Origin of the sequence: Asticcacaulis sp. AC460 (assembly GCF_000495795.1) — a bacterium.
GTDB lineage: Bacteria > Pseudomonadota > Alphaproteobacteria > Caulobacterales > Caulobacteraceae > Asticcacaulis.
Genome location: NZ_AWGD01000021.1, coordinates 221,193 through 238,280, shown reverse-complemented (window position 1 = coordinate 238,280; position 17,088 = coordinate 221,193). Strand labels below are relative to the sequence as shown.

Genomic DNA, 17,088 nt, shown 5'->3' with positions numbered 1-17,088 from the left:
TGAATTCGGCAGGGCGGTGTGGGCAAATTGGCCGCACCGGACTCAGCCTTGTTACCGCCTTACGGCGCGCGCGGCAAGGCACGGCTCCGGCAACAGGTAAAAAGTATAGAGTGAGACAGGGCTTCATGGCGCGACTCCCCTTAAGGTCCCCTCTGGTGGCGGCATGGCTGTTCGCAGCGGCCTTCGTGATCGTCGTGCTGATCGGTGTCGGCGGCGCAACCCGCCTGACCCAGTCGGGCCTGTCGATTACGGAATGGAAGCCGATCCACGGCGTCATCCCGCCGACGAATGACGGTGAGTGGCAGCAGGAATTCGCGGAATACAAGAAGATTCCTCAGTTCAAGCAGATCAACCCGCGCATGACCGTGTCCGAATTCAAGGGCATCTACTGGTGGGAATGGACGCATCGTCTCCTGGCCCGCGGCCTGGGCCTGGTCTACGTCCTGGGCTTCGCCGCCTTCCTGCTGCTCAAGGAAATTCCGGGGCGCCTGATCTGGCGCTGCGGCGCCTTGGTCGGTCTGGTGGCGTTCCAGGGATTGGTCGGTTGGCTGATGGTGAAGAGCGGGCTGGAATTCCGCGTCGCCGTCGCCCCTGAAATGCTGATGTTCCACCTGGGCATGGCTTTGCTGCTGCTGATCGGTACCGTGTGGACGGCGCTGGAAGCCGCGGAGGGTCAAATGCGATGGCGTGGGGCCCCCTTGCCGTGGCGCGCCGCGGCGGCGGGTTTCCTGGGTTTGGTCTTCTTGCAATGCCTGTTGGGCGCCCTGGTGGCGGGTAACCGCGCCGGCCTCGTGTACAATGACTTTCCGCTGATGAACGGCGAATTCGTGCCGGCGATCGACTGGGCGAAGGGCGTCGGCTACAGCTTCCTGCACGATCAGGGCCTGGTGCAGTTTATGCACCGTATCAACGCCTATCTGGTCTTGATCTACAGCGTGGTCTTCATCGTCTGGATGAACCAGAAGGCCAATGACGACGCCCTGCGTTCGACCGGCACCCTGGCGGCGGTCCTGGTCTGGGCCCAGGCGGCTCTGGGTATCGCGACCCTGGTGACTGTGGTCAATATCTGGCTGGCCCTGTCGCACCAGATCTTGGCGGTGCTGCTGCTGATCCTGGTGACCGTACTGACCTGGCGGGTCTTCCGCGCCGACCGTGTCTTCCGCACGAGCGGCTTCTGATCGGGAATACGGTGCGCTCTCTCGTCCAAAGCCGGTAGAATCAAACCACGGAAGGCGCGGAAACGCCGCTGCGCGGCGACACGAAAAGGCACTGAATTCCAGTAGCCGAAACGCCCGCGCGAAGCGCCTTCCTGGCTTGGGCAAGATACGACGCACATGTGTCGGAGCATCCTGAATTCCGTGTTTTCAGTGTCGCCGCGCAGCGGCCTCCGTGTGTTCCGTGTTCCTCTTGAACGCTTCAGACAAACCGGAGGCTTTTAAGAGGAACACGAAAAACACTGAAACGCCGCCTGTGGCGGCGCGCACGGAACTCACGGAATTCCGGTTGCTGGACGGACTGAGCGTCACCTGAAGCAATGTCAAATAAAGCGCTTCGCGCGGAGGATCGGCCGTCCTGAATTCCGTGTCTTTCCTCTTCGTTCCGTGACTTCCGTGGTCAAAATCCATCGACCTCGACGGACTACCATCGTTGGAAAAAAGCAAATACGGTCAAGAATTGTGGAAAGGTAACCGCAGCACGCAGTCCTACCCCTGAACCGGCAGATCGCTGAACGCGCCCCACGGCCCGGTGATGGCCACGGTCCAGCCCTGGTCCTGCAGATTGGCGAACAGGGTCGAACCGTCCGGCGAAAACGTCACCCCGGCCCATTCCGATCCGCCGCTGGCATTGGCGGCAAAGGTCGCGACCCGGCCCTGCGGCGTCACGATCCGGAGATGGTTGACCAACACGTCTGAATAGCGGTCCTCGCAGACATAGAGATGGCCCCACGGCGCCGTCGTCAGGTTGTCGGCATAGTCCATCACGCGCAGGTCGCTCGACTCGATGAACAGCTCCAGCCGGCCGGGCTGGTTCTTTTCATCCGCCGTACCTTCATACGGGCTTGGCACGTAACGCATGATCTGGCCGTACTCCTTGTGGCCACCTGAGGTGCAGGCAAAGAACAGCTCGCCATTGCCCCAATGGATGCCTTCGCCACGCGCAAAGATAGCCGCGCCCTTTTGACGGCCCTGCAGTCGCAGGCTGTCGTCCGGGCTTTCCGGATCGACCAGGTCGACCCAGGCCACCTTGAAGCTGTCTCCCTGGTTCCACAGCACGGCCGGGCCGTTGCTGGTATCGGCGCCGGGCGAGTCCAGGATCATCAGTGCCTGCAGCCGCCCACCCGAATGCAGGTAACGCTTGTCGTTGGGCAGGTAGCGGTACAGCACGCCGTCGCCCATATCCTCGGTCATGTAGACCACGCCGCTACGCGGATCGATGGCGGCGGCTTCACGCTTGAACCGGCCCATGGCCTTGATCGGGATCGGCGCGGCCAGGCCCTTATAGCCCGACGGCACCTCGAAAATATAGCCGTGGTCCTTCTTCACGCCCATGCCCGGACGCGCGGTATTCTCTTCGCAGGTGAGCCACGAACCCCAGGGCGTCGAACCGCCGGCGCAGTTGGTCGTGGTCCCGATGAGCGACAGGAAGTGCTGCTCCAATTGCTGGGTGCGGGTATTGTAGATCAGGGTCGTCGTCCCGCCGGTCAGGGGGAAGCCGCTGTCATCAAAGTCGTAGACGCGCGCCTTGTCCAGCTTGCCGATCAGTTCGCCCTTAGGCCCCAGCGGTCCGGCCTCGCGCGCCTTGATGCCGTTCTCATGGTTGCGCACCAGCACGACCTTATCGGGGCTGGTATGGGCAAAGGCCGCCATGCCATCGTGCTTGGCCGGGACGAAGAAACCGTCGTCCATCATCTCGCCCTTGCGCGAAACGATCTTGTACGTGAAACCCTTGGGCAGGTTGATCAGCCTGTTCGGATCCTCGACCAGCGGGCCATAGGCCGCGACCTCGTTGACATAGCCGGGGTCCGTATTGGGCACGACCCGTTCGGCCCTGGCCCGTGATCCAAGCCCGGCAAAGGCCAGGGACGTGGCGGCGGCAGCGCTGCCGATCAGGGTGCGGCGGGACAGGGACATGAGGCAACTCCGGAACAGCTTTGGTCCTGAAACGGGTCATTGCCCGACTTCCGCCGGATATAAAAGAGAAATATTTGCGACAAATCGATGCGGTAATTTATTACCTTTGCCAAATTTCTCAACAAAAACAAATGGATTGACGTATGTTTCCGAAAATTAGTGCATTGACACACACATCCCCCTCCTGTAAACGCAGCCCACCTTAAATCGCGCCTTTCCTTATCAGGCGCGCAACCACAGGACTACACCCCATGTTGACTTCGACCACCGCGGCGCTGAAGCCCGCCGATGTCGAGAAGAAGTGGATCGTGATCGACGCTGAGGACGCCGTTGTCGGCCGTCTGGCGGCTTTCATCGCCATGCGTCTTCGCGGCAAGCATCTGCCGACCTATACCCCGAACGTTGATTCCGGCGACAATATCATCGTCATCAACGCCGAGAAGGTCCACCTGACCGGCAAGAAGCATAACGAGATCTTCTACTGGCACACCGGCCACCCGGGTGGCGTCAAGCAACGCACCCTGGGCCAGCTGCTGTCGGGCAAGTACCCGGAACGCGTCCTGACCAAGGCTGTTGAGCGCATGCTGCCCAAGGAAAGCCCGCTCGCCCGCAAGCAAATGACCCAGCTGCGCATCTATGCCGGCAACACCCACCCCCACGAAGCCCAGAACCCGGAAGTCATCGACTTCAAGGCCCTGAGCCGCAAGAACGTCCGGAGCGTCTGATCATGGTCGAAACTCAAGGTTTGGAAGCGCTCGCCGCTTTGTCGCCGACGGCCATGGCCGCGGCTCCTGTCGAACGCACGCAACAGCTGGACAAGTACGGCCGCGCCTATGCCACCGGCAAGCGCAAGAACGCCATTGCCCGCGTCTGGATCAAGCCGGGTTCCGGCAAGTGGATCATCAACGACCGTGAGCAGGAAGTTTACTTCGCTCGTCCGGTTCTGCGCATGATGATCGCCCAGCCGCTGAACCTGACCGACCGCGCGACGCAGTTCGACGTGATCGTTTCGGTCCAGGGTTCGGGTCTGTCGGGTCAGGCCGGCGCCATCCGTCACGGCCTGTCCAAGGCCCTGACCTACTTCGAACCGGGCCTGCGCCCGGCGCTGAAGGCCGCTGGTTTCCTGACGCGCGACTCGCGCGTCGTCGAGCGCAAGAAGTACGGCCGCGCCAAGGCTCGCCGTTCCTTCCAGTTCTCGAAGCGTTAATCGCACGGGTTTTCTACTCATGCAGAAAGCGCTTCGGGCAACCGAAGCGCTTTTTTCGTTCCTTCTCCTCCCCATGGCAATGGGGAGGTGGCGAGCAAGCGAGGCCCCTTATGGGCCGATGCGCGTCGAGACGGAGGGGGCCTCTTAGAGCGCATCCCGAAAAGTGTTACGCACTTTTCGGATTAAGATGCGCGTTAGAACAAAAGCCTAGAGCGCCGATCCGATTCTTCCGGATCGAGACGCGCTCTAGACCACGCAGTACGGGAGTTCATTCCATGTCCAAAAAGGTTTTCATCGACGGCGAAGCCGGCACAACCGGTTTGCAGATCCGCGAACGGCTGGAAGGCCGCAGCGACCTCGACTTCATCCGCCTGCCGGATGACCGCCGCAAGGACCTGGACGCCCGTCGCGAAGCCCTGAACGGCGCCGACGTCGTCATCCTGTGCCTGCCGGACGAGGCGGCCAAGGAAGCCGTCGCCCTGATCGACAACCCGGACACGGCGGTCATCGACGCCTCGACGGCCCATCGCGTCGCCGAAGACTGGACCTACGGCTTTGCCGAAATGGCCGAAACCCAGCGCGACGCCATCCGCGCCTCGAAACGCATCAGCAACCCCGGCTGCTATGCCACGGGCTTCATCGCCCTGGTGCGGCCGCTGAGCGATGTCGGCGTCATCCCGCCCTTCTGGCCGGTCTACTGCAACGCGGTGTCGGGCTATTCCGGCGGCGGCAAGTCGATGATCGCCGAGTTCGAACAGGGCGGCACCAACGACAGTTACCGCATCTACAAGACCGAGCTGGGCCATAAGCACCTGCCGGAAATGACCCGGTTCGGCGGGCTGGAATCACCGCCTTTGTTCGCGCCGGCGGTCGGCCGCTACGCCCAGGGCATGATCGTCGAGGTGCCGTTGCAACTGTGGGCCCTGCCGGACGAGCCCAGCGTCGAGCAACTGCACGAAATCCTGAGCGCCGCCTATGACGGCGAACGCTTCGTCACGGTCGCGCCGCTCGAACAGTCGCAATCCACCAAACAACTCCAACCGGAAATGCTGAACGGCACCAACCAGCTTCTGATCCACGTCTTCGGCGACGAAGCCGGACAACAGGCGCGCCTGGTGGCGGTTTTGGACAATCTGGGCAAGGGCGCATCCGGCGCGGCTGTACAAAACCTCAATCTGGTATTAGGCGTGGACGAAGCCCTGGGCCTGAGCTGAGAAAGCACTGTACATGATCACCGTCGTCGTCACCTGGATCGCTTTTTACATCATGATCTGGTGGATCACTTTGTTCGTGGTTCTGCCGATCGGCGGCAACCCCAGCCACCATGAAGCCGGCGTCGAAGTCATCAAGGGTAACGACCCGGGCGCCCCGGTCAAACTGAACCTGAAGCAGAAGGCCAAGCTGAACAGCATCGTCGCTGCCGTCGTGTGGGTGGTGGTTCTTGCCCTGAGCGTGATCTTCCACCTCGACCTGCCAGGCACCGGCGGGTGAAACGTGCAAGACCAGATCGAAACCTATATTGCCAGCCAGCCTGAAGCCAAGCGTGGTGACATGCAGGCTTTACACCACAGGATTCTGCAGATCATGCCGGACTGCAAGCTCTGGTTCCTGGACGGCAAAAATGACGACGGCAAGATCGTTTCCAACCCCAACATAGGTTACGGAACACGCACGACGACCTATGCCGACGGCAGCGCCCGCGAATTCTACCAGATCGGCATAAGCGCGAACACGACCGGAATCTCCGTCTATATTCTGGGCATCGACGACAAGACGTACCTGGCCCGGACCTACGGAACCGAACTCGGCAAGGCGACCGTGACCGGATATTGCATCAAGTTCAAACGTCTCGCCGACATCGACTTGGCTGTTCTAGAAGCTGCCATCTGCTCCGGCCTCGCCGCCACAAGCGCAACCTGAGACGCCACGCCACCAGTATTGGACCGTGTTTTCTTGTTCCTCCCCGCTTGTCGGGGAGGGGGACCGCACGAGCGAGCGGATATCCGAGGTCGAAGACCGAGGATGGTAGCGAGTGAGATGTGGTGGTGGGGTTTCTTACTTTCTTACCCGCCGGCGCCAGAGCCGAAGAATGACACGCTGCCGCCGTAATTTTGTCTTTGCTAAGCTGGGCGCATCTCTCTAGGTTGCGGCCACTTTCATAACATACGGATTCCCTGCCCATGCGCCTGTCGCGCTTCTTCCTGCCGCTTCTCAAGGAAAACCCCGCCGAGGCCCAGATCGTCTCGCACCGCCTGATGCTGCGCACCGGCATGATCCGTCAGCAGGCGGCCGGCATCTATGCCTGGCTACCGCTGGGCCTGAAGGTCCTGCGCAAGGTCGAACGCATCGTCGAGGAAGAAATGGCCCGCGCCGGCTCGATCCAGCTTCTGATGCCGACCCTGCAACTGGCCGATCTGTGGCGTGAATCCGGCCGCTACGAAGACTACGGCCAGGAGATGCTGCGCATCAAGGACCGCCACGACCGCGACCTGCTGTACGGACCCACGGCCGAAGAAGCCGTCACTGAGGTCTTCCGTGCCAGCGTCAAGTCCTACAAGGACCTGCCGCTGAACCTGTATCAGATCTCGTGGAAGTTCCGCGACGAACAACGCCCCCGTTTCGGCGTCATGCGCGGCCGCGAATTCCTGATGAAGGACGCCTATTCCTTCGATGTCGATGAAGCCTCGGCCCGTAAGGCCTATAACCGCATGTTCATCGCCTATCTCAACACCTTTTCGCGCATGGGCCTGAAGGCCGTGCCGATGCGTGCCGACACCGGCCCGATCGGCGGCGACCTCAGCCACGAATTCATCATCCTGGCCGATACCGGCGAAAGCGCCGTCTTCTGCCATAAGGACCTGGTCGACATGCCGGCACCCGGCCACGACGTCGACTGGAACGACCTGCAGGGCCTGGTCGACCAGCGCACGGCGCTGTACGCCGCCACCGAAGAAATGCACGACGAAGCCGCCTTCCATCAGGTGCCCGACGACAAGCAACTGTCGGCGCGCGGCATCGAGGTCGGCCACATCTTCTATTTCGGCGAAAAATATTCCAAGCCGATGAAGGCCACGGTCAACGGCCCCGACGGCGAAGTCACCGTCCATATGGGCTCCTACGGCGTCGGCGTTTCGCGCCTGCTGGGTGCCATCATCGAAGCCTCGCATGACGAAGCGGGCATCATCTGGCCGGAAAGCGTCGCGCCGTTCGATGTCGCCGTGATCAACCTGCGCCCGGGCGACGAAGCCTGCGACGCCGCCTGCGAAAAGGCCTATGCCGCCCTGAACGCCGCCGGCCGCGACGTGCTGTACAACGACACCGACGAACGTCCCGGCGCCAAGTTCGCCTCCATGGACCTGATCGGCATCCCTTGGCAGCTCATCATCGGGCCCAAGGGCCTGGCCGAAGGCAAGGTCGAGCTGAAAAACCGCGCTACCGGCGAACGGGAGACGGCGCCGTACGATGACGTCCTGGCCCAACTGACCAAAGGCAAAGCATGAACCTGCTGTCGCTGTTCCGCTTTCGGGCGTGGGAATTCGACCTGTCGTTGAAGTACCTGCGCACCAAGCGCAAGGACGGCGGCATCGCGACCATTGCCATCATCAGCTTCGCCGGCATTGCCGCGGCGGTGTTCGCGCTGATCGCCATCATGTCGATCATGAACGGCTTCCGCGAAGAACTGATGAGCCGCGTCCTGGCGTTTGGCGGCCATGGCTACATCTATGGCCGTTCCATTGACGACTTCGCCCATCGCGACGAGATGGTCGCTCGGCTCAAAAAGGTTCCGGGAGTCACCAGCGCGTCCCCGTTCGTCGACTCGCCGGGACTTATCCAGTCGTCGCACGGCCGGACGGGCGGCGGCATCATGCGCGGCGTGGTGCCGGAAGACCTGAAGAACACTCCGATTATTGCCGGCACCATCGCGCCCGGCGGTTCGATGGACCAGTTTGGCGTCGGCGACTATGGTGGTGATGTCGTGCTGATCGGCGATGGCCTGGCGCGCACCGTCAATGCGCTTCCGGGTGACGAAATCACCCTGATCTCGCCGGGACGTTCGACCTCCTTCGGTTCGACGCCCCTGCGCAAGATCTATATCGTTGGCGGTATCTTCCACAGCGGCGTCAGCCAGATCGACCAGAGCTTCGTCTACATGCCGCTCCAGCAGGCCCAGCTGTTCTTCGACCGCGAGGACGAATGGGACGCGCTGGAAATCAAGGTCGACAAACCCTACGAAGTCCAGAAATACCGCGCCGCCATCGTCAAGGCGGCCGGGGAGGGCGCTTTGTTCGAAGACTGGACGGTCCAGAACGCCGCCACCTGGAGTGCTCTGAAGCTGGAACGCAACGCCATGCGCTTCATCCTGTCGATCGTGGTCCTGATCACCACGCTCAACATCATTTCCGGCGTGGTCATGCTGGTCAAGAACAAGGCGCGCGACATCGCCATCCTGCGTACCATGGGGGTCGGACGTTCCGCCGTGTCACGGATATTCCTGATGACCGGCATGATTATCGGCGCCGCCGGTACGGTCACCGGCCTTGTCCTGGGTGTGCTGTTCTGCACCTTTATCCGCCAGATCCAATGGCTTCTGGAAAAGCTGACCGGCACCGATATCTTCCCGGCTTCGGTCTACTACCTCGATTATGTACCGGCCAAGATGGAACTGTCGGAAGTGATCTTTGTCGCCGTCGCCTCCCTGCTGGCGTCGTGCATCTTCACCCTGTTCCCGGCCCTGTGGGCATCCAAGCTCGAACCGGTGGAGGCCCTGCGCTATGAGTAATCCTGTTCTCAGCCTCAAAGGCCTGCACCGCGAATACGATGTCGGCGAAGGCCGCAAACTGACGGTGCTGAAAGGCGTCGACCTGACCGTCATGCCGGGCGAACTGGTCGGCCTGGTCGGCCCCTCGGGCTCGGGTAAGTCGTCCCTGCTGCATGCGGTGGGGCTGCTCGAAGCGATTGTCGAAGAAGGCGCCGCGAAAAAGAAGACCGCGACTCACGCCGTGGTCGAAGAACTGCGCATCGATGGCGGCGATTTTTCGAAAGCCAATGACGAAGCCCGCACCCAGGCGCGCCTGCACAAGATCGGCTTCGTCTATCAGTTCCACCACCTGCTGGCGGAATATACGGCGCTGGGCAATGTCGCCATACCGCAGCGGATACTTGGCCGGTCGGCAAGGGACGCCGATGCGCGCGCGACGGAACTGCTGACCGCCCTGGGCCTGGCCGGACGTCTGGAGCACCTGCCGGCGCAACTGTCGGGCGGCGAACAGCAGCGCGTTGCCGTGGCGCGCGCCCTGGCCAATGCGCCGAAGCTGCTCCTGGCCGACGAGCCGACGGGCAACCTCGATCCGGGCACCTCGCAACAGGTCTTCGAAGCCTTGAAAGCCATCATCAAGGCCCAGGGCGTCGGCGCGCTGATCGCTACGCACAACCTGCAACTGGCCACTCACATGGACCGCGTCGTGCGCCTGGAAGACGGCAAGCTGGTCGAGGTCGCCCCCGCCGCGCTGTAGGTACAGATTATAGCTGGAATCTCCCGCCCCGCTTGCGTGGGTGAGCGCCAGCGAAGTACAGCTTCGCAAGCGAAGGGACCGCGAAGCGGTGGGAGGGGCCTTCCCGTCAGTGGAATTGTCCCTTCCGTTTCATTTTAACGTCTTACCCGCGGTAATTGGCCTCGAAGTCGATCGGATCGATGATCAGAGCCGGGAAGCGCCCTTTCATCAGCACCGTATCGACCGACTCTCGGGCATAAGGCAGCAGGATGGTCGGACACTTGATCATCAGTTCGCGGTCCAGTTGCGCCGGCGTATACCCCGCCAACTGGAAAATACCGGCCTGCATGATCTCGATCATGAAGGCCGTACCGCCACCACTCCGCGCCACGACCGATAAGGTCAAGACCACCTCGGTCAACCCGCCCTGCAACGCCTCGTGCGCCACCTTGATGTCGACCTTGATTTCGGGCTGCCATTCCCGGGTGAAGATGGCGGCGCCTGACGGGGCCTGGAACGACAGGTCCTTGAGGTAAATCTGGCGGATAGCGAACTGTTGCGTCACGGTCGAACCTGTTGCGAAAGTTGAAAAGAAAGGATCATGCTGTCAGCAACCCGTCCTGGTCGAAGACGGTCTCGCCGGGCTGGACATAGTCCATGATCAGATGGACGCGTGCCTCACTGCCGTCATTGCGGACGGCGTGCACACGACGGTTGTTGATTTCCCACATCTCTCCGGCGGGCATGTGGAACCTCAGATTACCGACAACGAACAGACTGTTGTCATTGGTGACGACCGGCACATGGATGCGATGACAGCGCTTTAACGACTCGCCGTCGTCGATATGCGGCTTGATCTCGGCACCTGGCGGCAACCGCGTCAGCAGCGCCCGGATGAAGTAACCCGGACCGTGCTGTTCGGCCACCCGGCGCTGGCGCAGGGTCTGGAGGTAATGGCTGCGGATATGCACCATCAGCGGCCGCAGATGGGGCTCCAGCGCCGCAAACGCCGCATGATGGGTCGGATTGACGTGGCGAAAGTCGCTATCGGCAATCAGCTTCAGGGTCTGGGTGCTGGCATGGGCGTCGAACGCCTGCTGCCGGCTGCCGTCGGCTGCCCAGGCCTCTTCGCCGAGCGCCGCAACGGCGGCCTTGAGCGCCGAAATATCGAAATTTCCCAATTTCTGGGCGTCGGATCCGAAGTTCATGCCGCAAATCTAACTATATGTAAGGACCAATGTCCATAAATATCATGACCATTGCGCGTAGCCATAGGTCTCCATGACCCGCCCGTCCATCTTCATAACCAGCGCCCTCAGCTCCGGCGAATAATAGTCCTGGTACGGTCCATGCTCGCTGACATTCAGGTCCGGCGTTCCGGCGACAAACTGCCGCGCCCGCCGCGCTTCATGAACACCCATTCCCTCCGGCAGGGTCTGCAATTCCTCCCGCAAGCTCTCCACCTTCATGATGCGCGGCGCCGGCGCCCCCGCATACAATCGGTCGTGCAGGAAGGTGAAAAACCCGGCTCCCGATCCCAACAGCTTGCGAATGCACGACTTGCGCAGGTTCAGGCCGTAATTGACATAGTCCTGCGGAAACACCGCCGCCAGCCGATCGATATCCGCCTCGCGGCCTTCCAGCGTCACCAGCCGCTCAATGGTCGCCTCGAACCCCAACGTGCCATTATCACTGCACACCCAGAACAATGGGTTGGGCCGTTCCTGCGCCCGCTGGAAATGGTACCACGACACATAATAGGCCAGCGGATTGCGTACCGTCCCCAGCACCGGCAACGCACGACAGGCCTCCGGAACCTCCGCATAGGGCAGGTGGTAGCCCACCCGCCGTGCCGAGGGAATGCAGGTCATCATCATCCGGCTGACGAAGGTGCCGCCGGCCTTGTGCAGATGCAGGAAGACGAAACTGTCACAGACAAGCATGGCTACTCCACATAGCCCATCTGCCGCAGCCGCGCCTGCAACGGCGCCAACGGGGCCTCATAACGCTTCCAGGCATTGACGCCCTGCGAATTGATCGGGCTGCGCACCTGAACCGCGCTGGCGGTGGAGACCGCGCCCGACGCCTCATGCGGCTTCAGACAAGCCTCTTCAAAATCCAATCCGCACGCCGCGATCAACCGCCGGATCTGCGCCTCAGGATCGGCGATGACCGCCTCCAGCGACACCTCGATCAACTGCTCGCCCAGCACGCTCTTCCAATACCCCATCAGGTCGCGGAAGTGATGATAATGGTCCGCCAGGTCGTCCTGGCCATACGACCAGCCATAGGCGCCGGTAAACAGCACCTTGTAGCAGCCGAACAGGGCGTCCATCGGATTGCGGTCCAGCGCGACGACGATCGCGTCCGGAAAGGCCAGCTTGATCAGCCCGGCATATTCGTGGTTCGACGGCAGCTTGTCGATGACATAGGCGCTGCCATCATTGAGAAACGCCGACTCCCGCGTATAGAACTCGGCGATATCCAGTGGATCCAGCTTCGCCGCTGCCGCAATCACCTCGGGCGCCAGCCGGCGAACATTGTCGATCCCGGCCAGCTTATGGACAGCGATCCCGAAGGACTTGAGCTCACCGATCGCCTGCACCTGGCTATGGGCGGCCAGGACGCGCTCGATCAGGGTGGTCCCCGACCGCGGCAGCCCGATAATAAAGATGCGCTTCGGCCCGCTGCGCCTGCGCTTATCGCTCGCGCCAAACCGCTCCGCCGGAAAATACTGCTTCCACGCGGCGATGCTCTCGGCTTCCTCGACCGACGTCCACGGCTCGATCTTCCGCCCCAACTCGGCCCCGACCTGCAGGCAGTCCCACGCCTGCGCGGTCTCGCCGATATCGTCGTGCTCCTTGAACAGCGTATAGGCGACGCGGCAGGCTTCCAGGCTGGTGCGGCAGGTCAACGCCTCCAGTAGCGGGATGTGATTGTCCTCGGCCTTCCACCGCCGCAGATAGGCCAGGTTGAAATAGGCGGCGACCGGCGGCGTCGGCGACAGCCGGATGGCGTTGTTGAACGACGCTTCCGCTCCCGGGACGTCGCCCAGCGACCGCTGCACCCCGCCCAGCGTGTACCAGGCCTCGGCGTGGTTCGGATCCAGCCTCGTCGCCTCCTGCGCGGGCGCCAGGGCTTCCTGGGTCAGGCCGGCATGGGTCAGGGTGTAGCCGACCCGGACCAGGCTCGGCACATCGTCGATCCGGGCCGCCATGGCGTCGCGCGCGCACTGCACGGCGTCCGCCATCCGGCCTTCGCTCATCAGCGGCTTGCAGCGCAGGGCCAGCATCTGGCCCCGCAACTTCGACCCCTCCGGAGCCCACTTGGCGGCCTTTCCGAAGGCGTTTTGCGCAGTTGTCATGTCATCCAGGTTGCTGGCGGCGCTGCCCAATACCCACCACGCCTCGGCGGAATGGGGATTGGCCCGGGTGGCGGCGCCGGCAGCCGTCAGGGCGGCGGCCATGTCGCCACGCCGCATGGAGCTGTGGGCGTCGGATAGTGACTGGGCGAAGGACATCATAACAAACTCAAAAAGGGGCGTACCGCATTCATCGCCATATGGCATAATATGTCAAACCGCGAATGTGTCATGACATTTGCCACAAGAGGTGAGTCGCGGCCGGACGGCGCGATACAGGGCTTTTCGGCGGCCCGCCTATGTCATTTATGTGACGGAAAAGCAACATGGACAAGCGAAAATGTATAAAGACCAAAGGGCGGAATGCGAACCACCCGAACGCCCCCAACCCACCGCCAAAGCCCTAAAGTCTTGAAAGCATATGCTATTACAAATTTCATTAATGGCCAAAATGGTCATGACAACGGTAGACATTGGTATCTTTATATTTGCCCGGAAGGACATGACATCGGAACTAAGGATTTGACGGTTTTCGGATTTTATATGTAAGACTTGTTTCACCAGTGGCTACGCACTCGGACGTTTTGGTCTTCAAAAGGTATTGTCAACCGAAACACAATTGTTGCTCACGTAGGGGCCTTGAGCCGGCAGGAACTTAGGAGATTAGGGAATGAAAACAAAAACATACGCCTTGGTGACGACGGCTCTGGCCGGTGTCATGATTTCCAGCAGCGTTTTCGCGCAGGAACCGGCGGCAACCACACCAACCGACGACAGCCAGGACATCATTGTCGTTGGCGTTCGCAAGAGCCTGCAGAAGACGCTGAACGTCAAACGTAAGGCGTCGGCCCATATCGACGTCATCACCGCCGAAGACGTCAGCAAATTCCCCGACGTCAACGTCGCGGAATCGCTGTCGCGCCTTCCGGGCATCACGGTCGACCGCTCCGGTGGCGGTGAAGGCGAGCATATCGCCATCAACGGCATCAATTCGCGCCTGATCAATGTCACCCTGAACGGCAACCCGGTGGCCTCGGCCAATACCGGCGCCAACAACAAGGACACCGGCCGCAGCTTCAACCTGGGCAATCTCGCTCCGGAACTGATCGGTGACGTGCAGGTCTACAAGACCACCGAAGCCCGCCTGGACGAAGGCGGCATCGGCGGCAGCATCATCGTCAATACCCGCAAGCCCTTGTCGCTGCCGGCCAACACCGTTGTTCTGAACTTCAACTACAACCAGAACCAGCGGAACAAGGAAAGCGATCCGCGCTATTCCATCTTCTACAGCACCAAGGACGAAACCGGCCGCTTCGGCCTGCTGGCCCACTACGCCTACAACAAGTCCGTCCTGGGCAGCGGTTCGGTCTCGACCGCCTATCAGGACGTCTGTAACGCCTCGCGCTGGGGCGGCTGTAACTCGGCCAAGACGGCGTTTGCTAACCCAGGTTCGTTGCCGACGGTGTCCAACGGTCCGGCCCTGACGCCGGGCATGCTGGTGCCGCAATATCTCTGGCTGCAGTCGTCGATGGAAAACCGCGAGCGTCAGACCGGCCAACTGGCCTTCCAGTTCCGTCCGACCGAAGACCTGGAATTCAACCTGACCGGCACCACCATCCAGAGCGACTATTCCAGCTATTCGCAGACATTCCAGACCGACCTCAGCGTCTCCTGGAACGAAGGTGAAGCCTGGGATGCCCGCACCAGCGGCGGCGCGGTCATCAGCCCGACCAAGATGACCTCGGTCACCACCAATTCGAGCGGCGTCACCGGCGGTACCGGCGCGGTCGCGGTGCGTATGGACGAATACTACAAGGCCTCGCACCTGACCACCAACACCATCAACCTGGAATCGCGCTGGACCCCGGGCGACTGGGACTTTGTCGCCAATATCGGCACCTCCAAGGCCATCGGCGGCGTTCAGCCGGAATACTTCCTCAGCTTCTACGGCAACACCACCGGCAGCTGGGCGATGACTCCGGACGGCGCCAGCCTCGACCTGGCCGTATCGGCCACCGATCCGGCCCTGTTCAAGACCCGCCGCCAGGGCAACCAGGCCGGCTTCGTCAAGACCGCGCAGTCGCTGGACCAGTATGACTACGTCAAGCTGGACGCCAAGCGTTACGTCGAATGGGGCCCGGTTACCGAAGTCCTGTTCGGTTACAAGTACCAAAAGCACATCAGCCTGAACAAGCCGCACTTCTTCAATACCACCTTCCTGAAAACCGGGTCGATGTCGGACTTCGACACCTACATCAGCGATCCGGTCCTGGTTGACGGCCTGGGCTCGTCGGGTGATCTGCAATCCTTCGTCGCCATGACCCAGCAGGCGGTCATCGACTATTCGGTGGCCAACAAGTCGCCCGGCAACGCCAATGGCGATTACCGCGACGCCGGCAATCTGTGGGATACGACCGAAGTCACCAATGGCGCCTATATCCAGGCCAACTTCCGCTCGGGCAAATGGCATGGCGATGTCGGCATCCGCTACGCCAAGACCGAGAACGCCCAGACCTATCGTTCGACCATGGACTACTATCCGTGGCAGGAAGAGATGATCTCGATCGACCGCAGCTACGACGACTTCCTGCCGTCGTTCAACGCCGCCTACGACCTGACCGACGACCAGATGGTTCGCTTCTCGGCGGGCAAGGTGATGTCGCGTCCGACCTTCGCCGACATGTCGGGCCAGGTCGAATACAGCCTGGACCGCTTCTGCGGCAACGCGGCGAACCACTTCTGCGGCAGCGGCGGCAATCCCGACCTCCAGCCGTACCGGGCGTGGAACTACAGCGCGTCCTACGAATGGTATTTCGCGCCGAACAGCCTCTTCAACGTCGATCTGACCTATAAGGACGTCGAATCCTACATTGTCCGCAAGAACACGTTCATCGACGTGACCCTGCCGGAAAATGCCCTCGGCTACTGCCTGACCCGGACCGAAGTCGGCCGCCTGTGTAACCGCGTCGAAAACATGCTGATCAACGCACCGTTCAACGGCAGCAATGCCAAGATCCCGGGCATCTCGGTCGGCTACCAGGGCGACATCGCTTACGGCTTCGGCATCCAGGCCAACCTGACCTGGCTGGGCGAAGAGTACGGGTCCTACACCGACCAGTACAACCAGAATGCCGGCAAGCTGCCCATGCCGTATCTGTCGAAATGGAGCTACACGGTCTCGCCGTACTATGAGCGCGGCCCGATCCAGGCGCGTGTCTCCTATACCTTCCGCTCCAAGTACACGACGGCGATCGGCAGTGAATCCACCGCCCCGAGCTATGTCGATGGCTGGGGTCAGCTGGATGCCTCGGCGTCCTATGACGTCAATGATCAACTGTCGCTGAACCTGTCGGCGCAGAACATCCTCGACGACATGCAACACCCCTACACGACCGGCGGCCTGCCGCTGGCCTGGAGCAAGTACGGTACGCGTGTCACCTTCGGTGTCACCTACCGCCTTCGCTAAGCCTTGAGATTGGCGCTTCCCGTTTTTCCCGAGCCGGGGAGCGCCAAAATCCGGAATACGATCGCCATTCCCTCCGGGATGCTCATCCCCCCGCAATACTCCCTGTTGCGAAATACCTCATCCCGGTGGTTTTCACGTGTGTGGTGAAGAATGACCCGATCGTGTTCTGTACGGACGCATCAGGACGGTTCGGGTAACCGTTCTGATGCGCCTGAACTTTAGTAAGCCTAGTGTTCGTACAACCCTCAGATCAACTTTCAGCGCGGACACAAAAATGGCTGCGCTGAATTTTTCTTGCGTGCGGAAGTGCCTTGCATGGTCATCGAAAGAAAACTGAGCTTATCTTTCTTCTCCCGCCCCGTTCTTTACGGGGAGGGGGGTGAGCGAGAGCGAATTGCGCTCGAAGCGCAAGGAAGCGGTGGGAGGGGCTT

General features: G+C 61.4%; 15 protein-coding genes. 10 read left to right on the top strand and 5 right to left on the bottom strand.

The features are described from left to right. Positions 1-125 precede the first annotated feature (125 nt). Complete coding sequence (locus ABAC460_RS37355) at positions 126-1,178, top strand: COX15/CtaA family protein (protein ID WP_031236861.1); 1,053 nt, start codon at positions 126-128, stop codon at positions 1,176-1,178. Positions 1,179-1,703: 525 nt separating this feature from the next. Here ABAC460_RS37355 and ABAC460_RS37350 read toward each other — a convergent pair. Further along, entirely contained in the window at positions 1,704-3,131 is a 1,428-nt protein-coding gene (locus tag ABAC460_RS37350; RefSeq protein ID WP_023453827.1) for an alkaline phosphatase PhoX, read from the bottom strand. 251 nt (positions 3,132-3,382) lie between these two features. On the opposite strand from ABAC460_RS37350, the gene rplM reads away from it, so the two are divergent. From rplM to ABAC460_RS37310, 8 genes are all read left to right on the top strand, one after another. Then, on the top strand, positions 3,383-3,856 hold the full coding sequence (rplM, locus tag ABAC460_RS37345) for a 50S ribosomal protein L13 (RefSeq protein ID WP_023453826.1): 474 nt from the start codon (positions 3,383-3,385) through the stop codon (positions 3,854-3,856). A 2-nt stretch (positions 3,857-3,858) separates the two neighbouring features. After that, on the top strand, positions 3,859-4,338 hold the full coding sequence (gene rpsI, locus ABAC460_RS37340; protein ID WP_023453825.1) for a 30S ribosomal protein S9: 480 nt from the start codon (positions 3,859-3,861) through the stop codon (positions 4,336-4,338). Between the two features lie 275 nt (positions 4,339-4,613). After that, on the top strand, positions 4,614-5,552 hold the full coding sequence (gene argC / locus ABAC460_RS37335) for an N-acetyl-gamma-glutamyl-phosphate reductase (RefSeq protein WP_023453824.1): 939 nt from the start codon (positions 4,614-4,616) through the stop codon (positions 5,550-5,552). Positions 5,553-5,565: 13 nt separating this feature from the next. Continuing rightward, positions 5,566-5,829, top strand: coding sequence for a DUF1467 family protein (locus ABAC460_RS37330; protein WP_023453823.1), 264 nt, complete (start codon positions 5,566-5,568; stop codon positions 5,827-5,829). Between the two features lie 3 nt (positions 5,830-5,832). Beyond that, a complete protein-coding gene (locus ABAC460_RS37325; RefSeq protein WP_023453822.1) occupies positions 5,833-6,258 on the top strand; it encodes a DUF1801 domain-containing protein in 426 nt (141 codons plus the stop codon). Between the two features lie 260 nt (positions 6,259-6,518). Then, entirely contained in the window at positions 6,519-7,838 is a 1,320-nt protein-coding gene (gene proS / locus ABAC460_RS37320; protein WP_023453821.1) for a proline--tRNA ligase, read from the top strand. Then, positions 7,835-9,118, top strand: a complete 1,284-nt coding sequence (locus ABAC460_RS37315) for a lipoprotein-releasing ABC transporter permease subunit (protein ID WP_023453820.1) — start codon at positions 7,835-7,837, stop codon at positions 9,116-9,118. Before proS ends, ABAC460_RS37315 begins: the two co-directional genes overlap by 4 nt. Next, positions 9,111-9,851 (top strand): ABC transporter ATP-binding protein, encoded by a 741-nt coding sequence (locus tag ABAC460_RS37310; RefSeq protein WP_023453819.1) that lies wholly within the window; start codon positions 9,111-9,113, stop codon positions 9,849-9,851. Before ABAC460_RS37315 ends, ABAC460_RS37310 begins: the two co-directional genes overlap by 8 nt. A 142-nt stretch (positions 9,852-9,993) precedes the next feature. Here the strand turns inward: ABAC460_RS37310 and secB are convergent, their stop codons facing one another. The 4 genes from secB to ABAC460_RS37295 are packed head-to-tail and all read right to left on the bottom strand — an operon-like array spanning position 9,994 to position 13,353. Beyond that, on the bottom strand, positions 9,994-10,395 hold the full coding sequence (gene secB, locus ABAC460_RS37305; RefSeq protein WP_023453818.1) for a protein-export chaperone SecB: 402 nt from the start codon (positions 10,393-10,395) through the stop codon (positions 9,994-9,996). A gap of 34 nt (positions 10,396-10,429) precedes the next feature. Beyond that, positions 10,430-11,038 (bottom strand): aspartyl/asparaginyl beta-hydroxylase domain-containing protein, encoded by a 609-nt coding sequence (locus ABAC460_RS48335; RefSeq protein WP_023453817.1) that lies wholly within the window; start codon positions 11,036-11,038, stop codon positions 10,430-10,432. A 42-nt stretch (positions 11,039-11,080) separates the two neighbouring features. Further along, positions 11,081-11,773 (bottom strand): hypothetical protein, encoded by a 693-nt coding sequence (locus ABAC460_RS37300; RefSeq protein ID WP_023453816.1) that lies wholly within the window; start codon positions 11,771-11,773, stop codon positions 11,081-11,083. 2 nt (positions 11,774-11,775) lie between these two features. Beyond that, positions 11,776-13,353 (bottom strand): tetratricopeptide repeat-containing sulfotransferase family protein, encoded by a 1,578-nt coding sequence (locus ABAC460_RS37295; RefSeq protein WP_023453815.1) that lies wholly within the window; start codon positions 13,351-13,353, stop codon positions 11,776-11,778. A gap of 508 nt (positions 13,354-13,861) precedes the next feature. On the opposite strand from ABAC460_RS37295, the gene ABAC460_RS37290 reads away from it, so the two are divergent. Beyond that, entirely contained in the window at positions 13,862-16,657 is a 2,796-nt protein-coding gene (locus tag ABAC460_RS37290) for a TonB-dependent receptor (protein ID WP_023453814.1), read from the top strand. Positions 16,658-17,088: the final 431 nt, after the last annotated feature.

Coding starts and splice junctions, on each gene's coding strand:
- argC (WP_023453824.1), top strand. CDS start 4,614: ATGTCCAAAAAGGTTTTCATCGACGGCGAAGCCGGCACAACCGGTTTG.
- ABAC460_RS37310 (WP_023453819.1), top strand. CDS start 9,111: ATGAGTAATCCTGTTCTCAGCCTCAAAGGCCTGCACCGCGAATACGAT.
- ABAC460_RS37300 (WP_023453816.1), bottom strand. CDS start 11,773: ATGCTTGTCTGTGACAGTTTCGTCTTCCTGCATCTGCACAAGGCCGGC.
- ABAC460_RS37315 (WP_023453820.1), top strand. CDS start 7,835: ATGAACCTGCTGTCGCTGTTCCGCTTTCGGGCGTGGGAATTCGACCTG.
- ABAC460_RS37290 (WP_023453814.1), top strand. CDS start 13,862: ATGAAAACAAAAACATACGCCTTGGTGACGACGGCTCTGGCCGGTGTC.
- ABAC460_RS37355 (WP_031236861.1), top strand. CDS start 126: ATGGCGCGACTCCCCTTAAGGTCCCCTCTGGTGGCGGCATGGCTGTTC.
- ABAC460_RS37350 (WP_023453827.1), bottom strand. CDS start 3,131: ATGTCCCTGTCCCGCCGCACCCTGATCGGCAGCGCTGCCGCCGCCACG.
- rpsI (WP_023453825.1), top strand. CDS start 3,859: ATGGTCGAAACTCAAGGTTTGGAAGCGCTCGCCGCTTTGTCGCCGACG.
- ABAC460_RS37330 (WP_023453823.1), top strand. CDS start 5,566: ATGATCACCGTCGTCGTCACCTGGATCGCTTTTTACATCATGATCTGG.
- rplM (WP_023453826.1), top strand. CDS start 3,383: ATGTTGACTTCGACCACCGCGGCGCTGAAGCCCGCCGATGTCGAGAAG.
- ABAC460_RS48335 (WP_023453817.1), bottom strand. CDS start 11,038: ATGAACTTCGGATCCGACGCCCAGAAATTGGGAAATTTCGATATTTCG.
- proS (WP_023453821.1), top strand. CDS start 6,519: ATGCGCCTGTCGCGCTTCTTCCTGCCGCTTCTCAAGGAAAACCCCGCC.
- ABAC460_RS37295 (WP_023453815.1), bottom strand. CDS start 13,353: ATGATGTCCTTCGCCCAGTCACTATCCGACGCCCACAGCTCCATGCGG.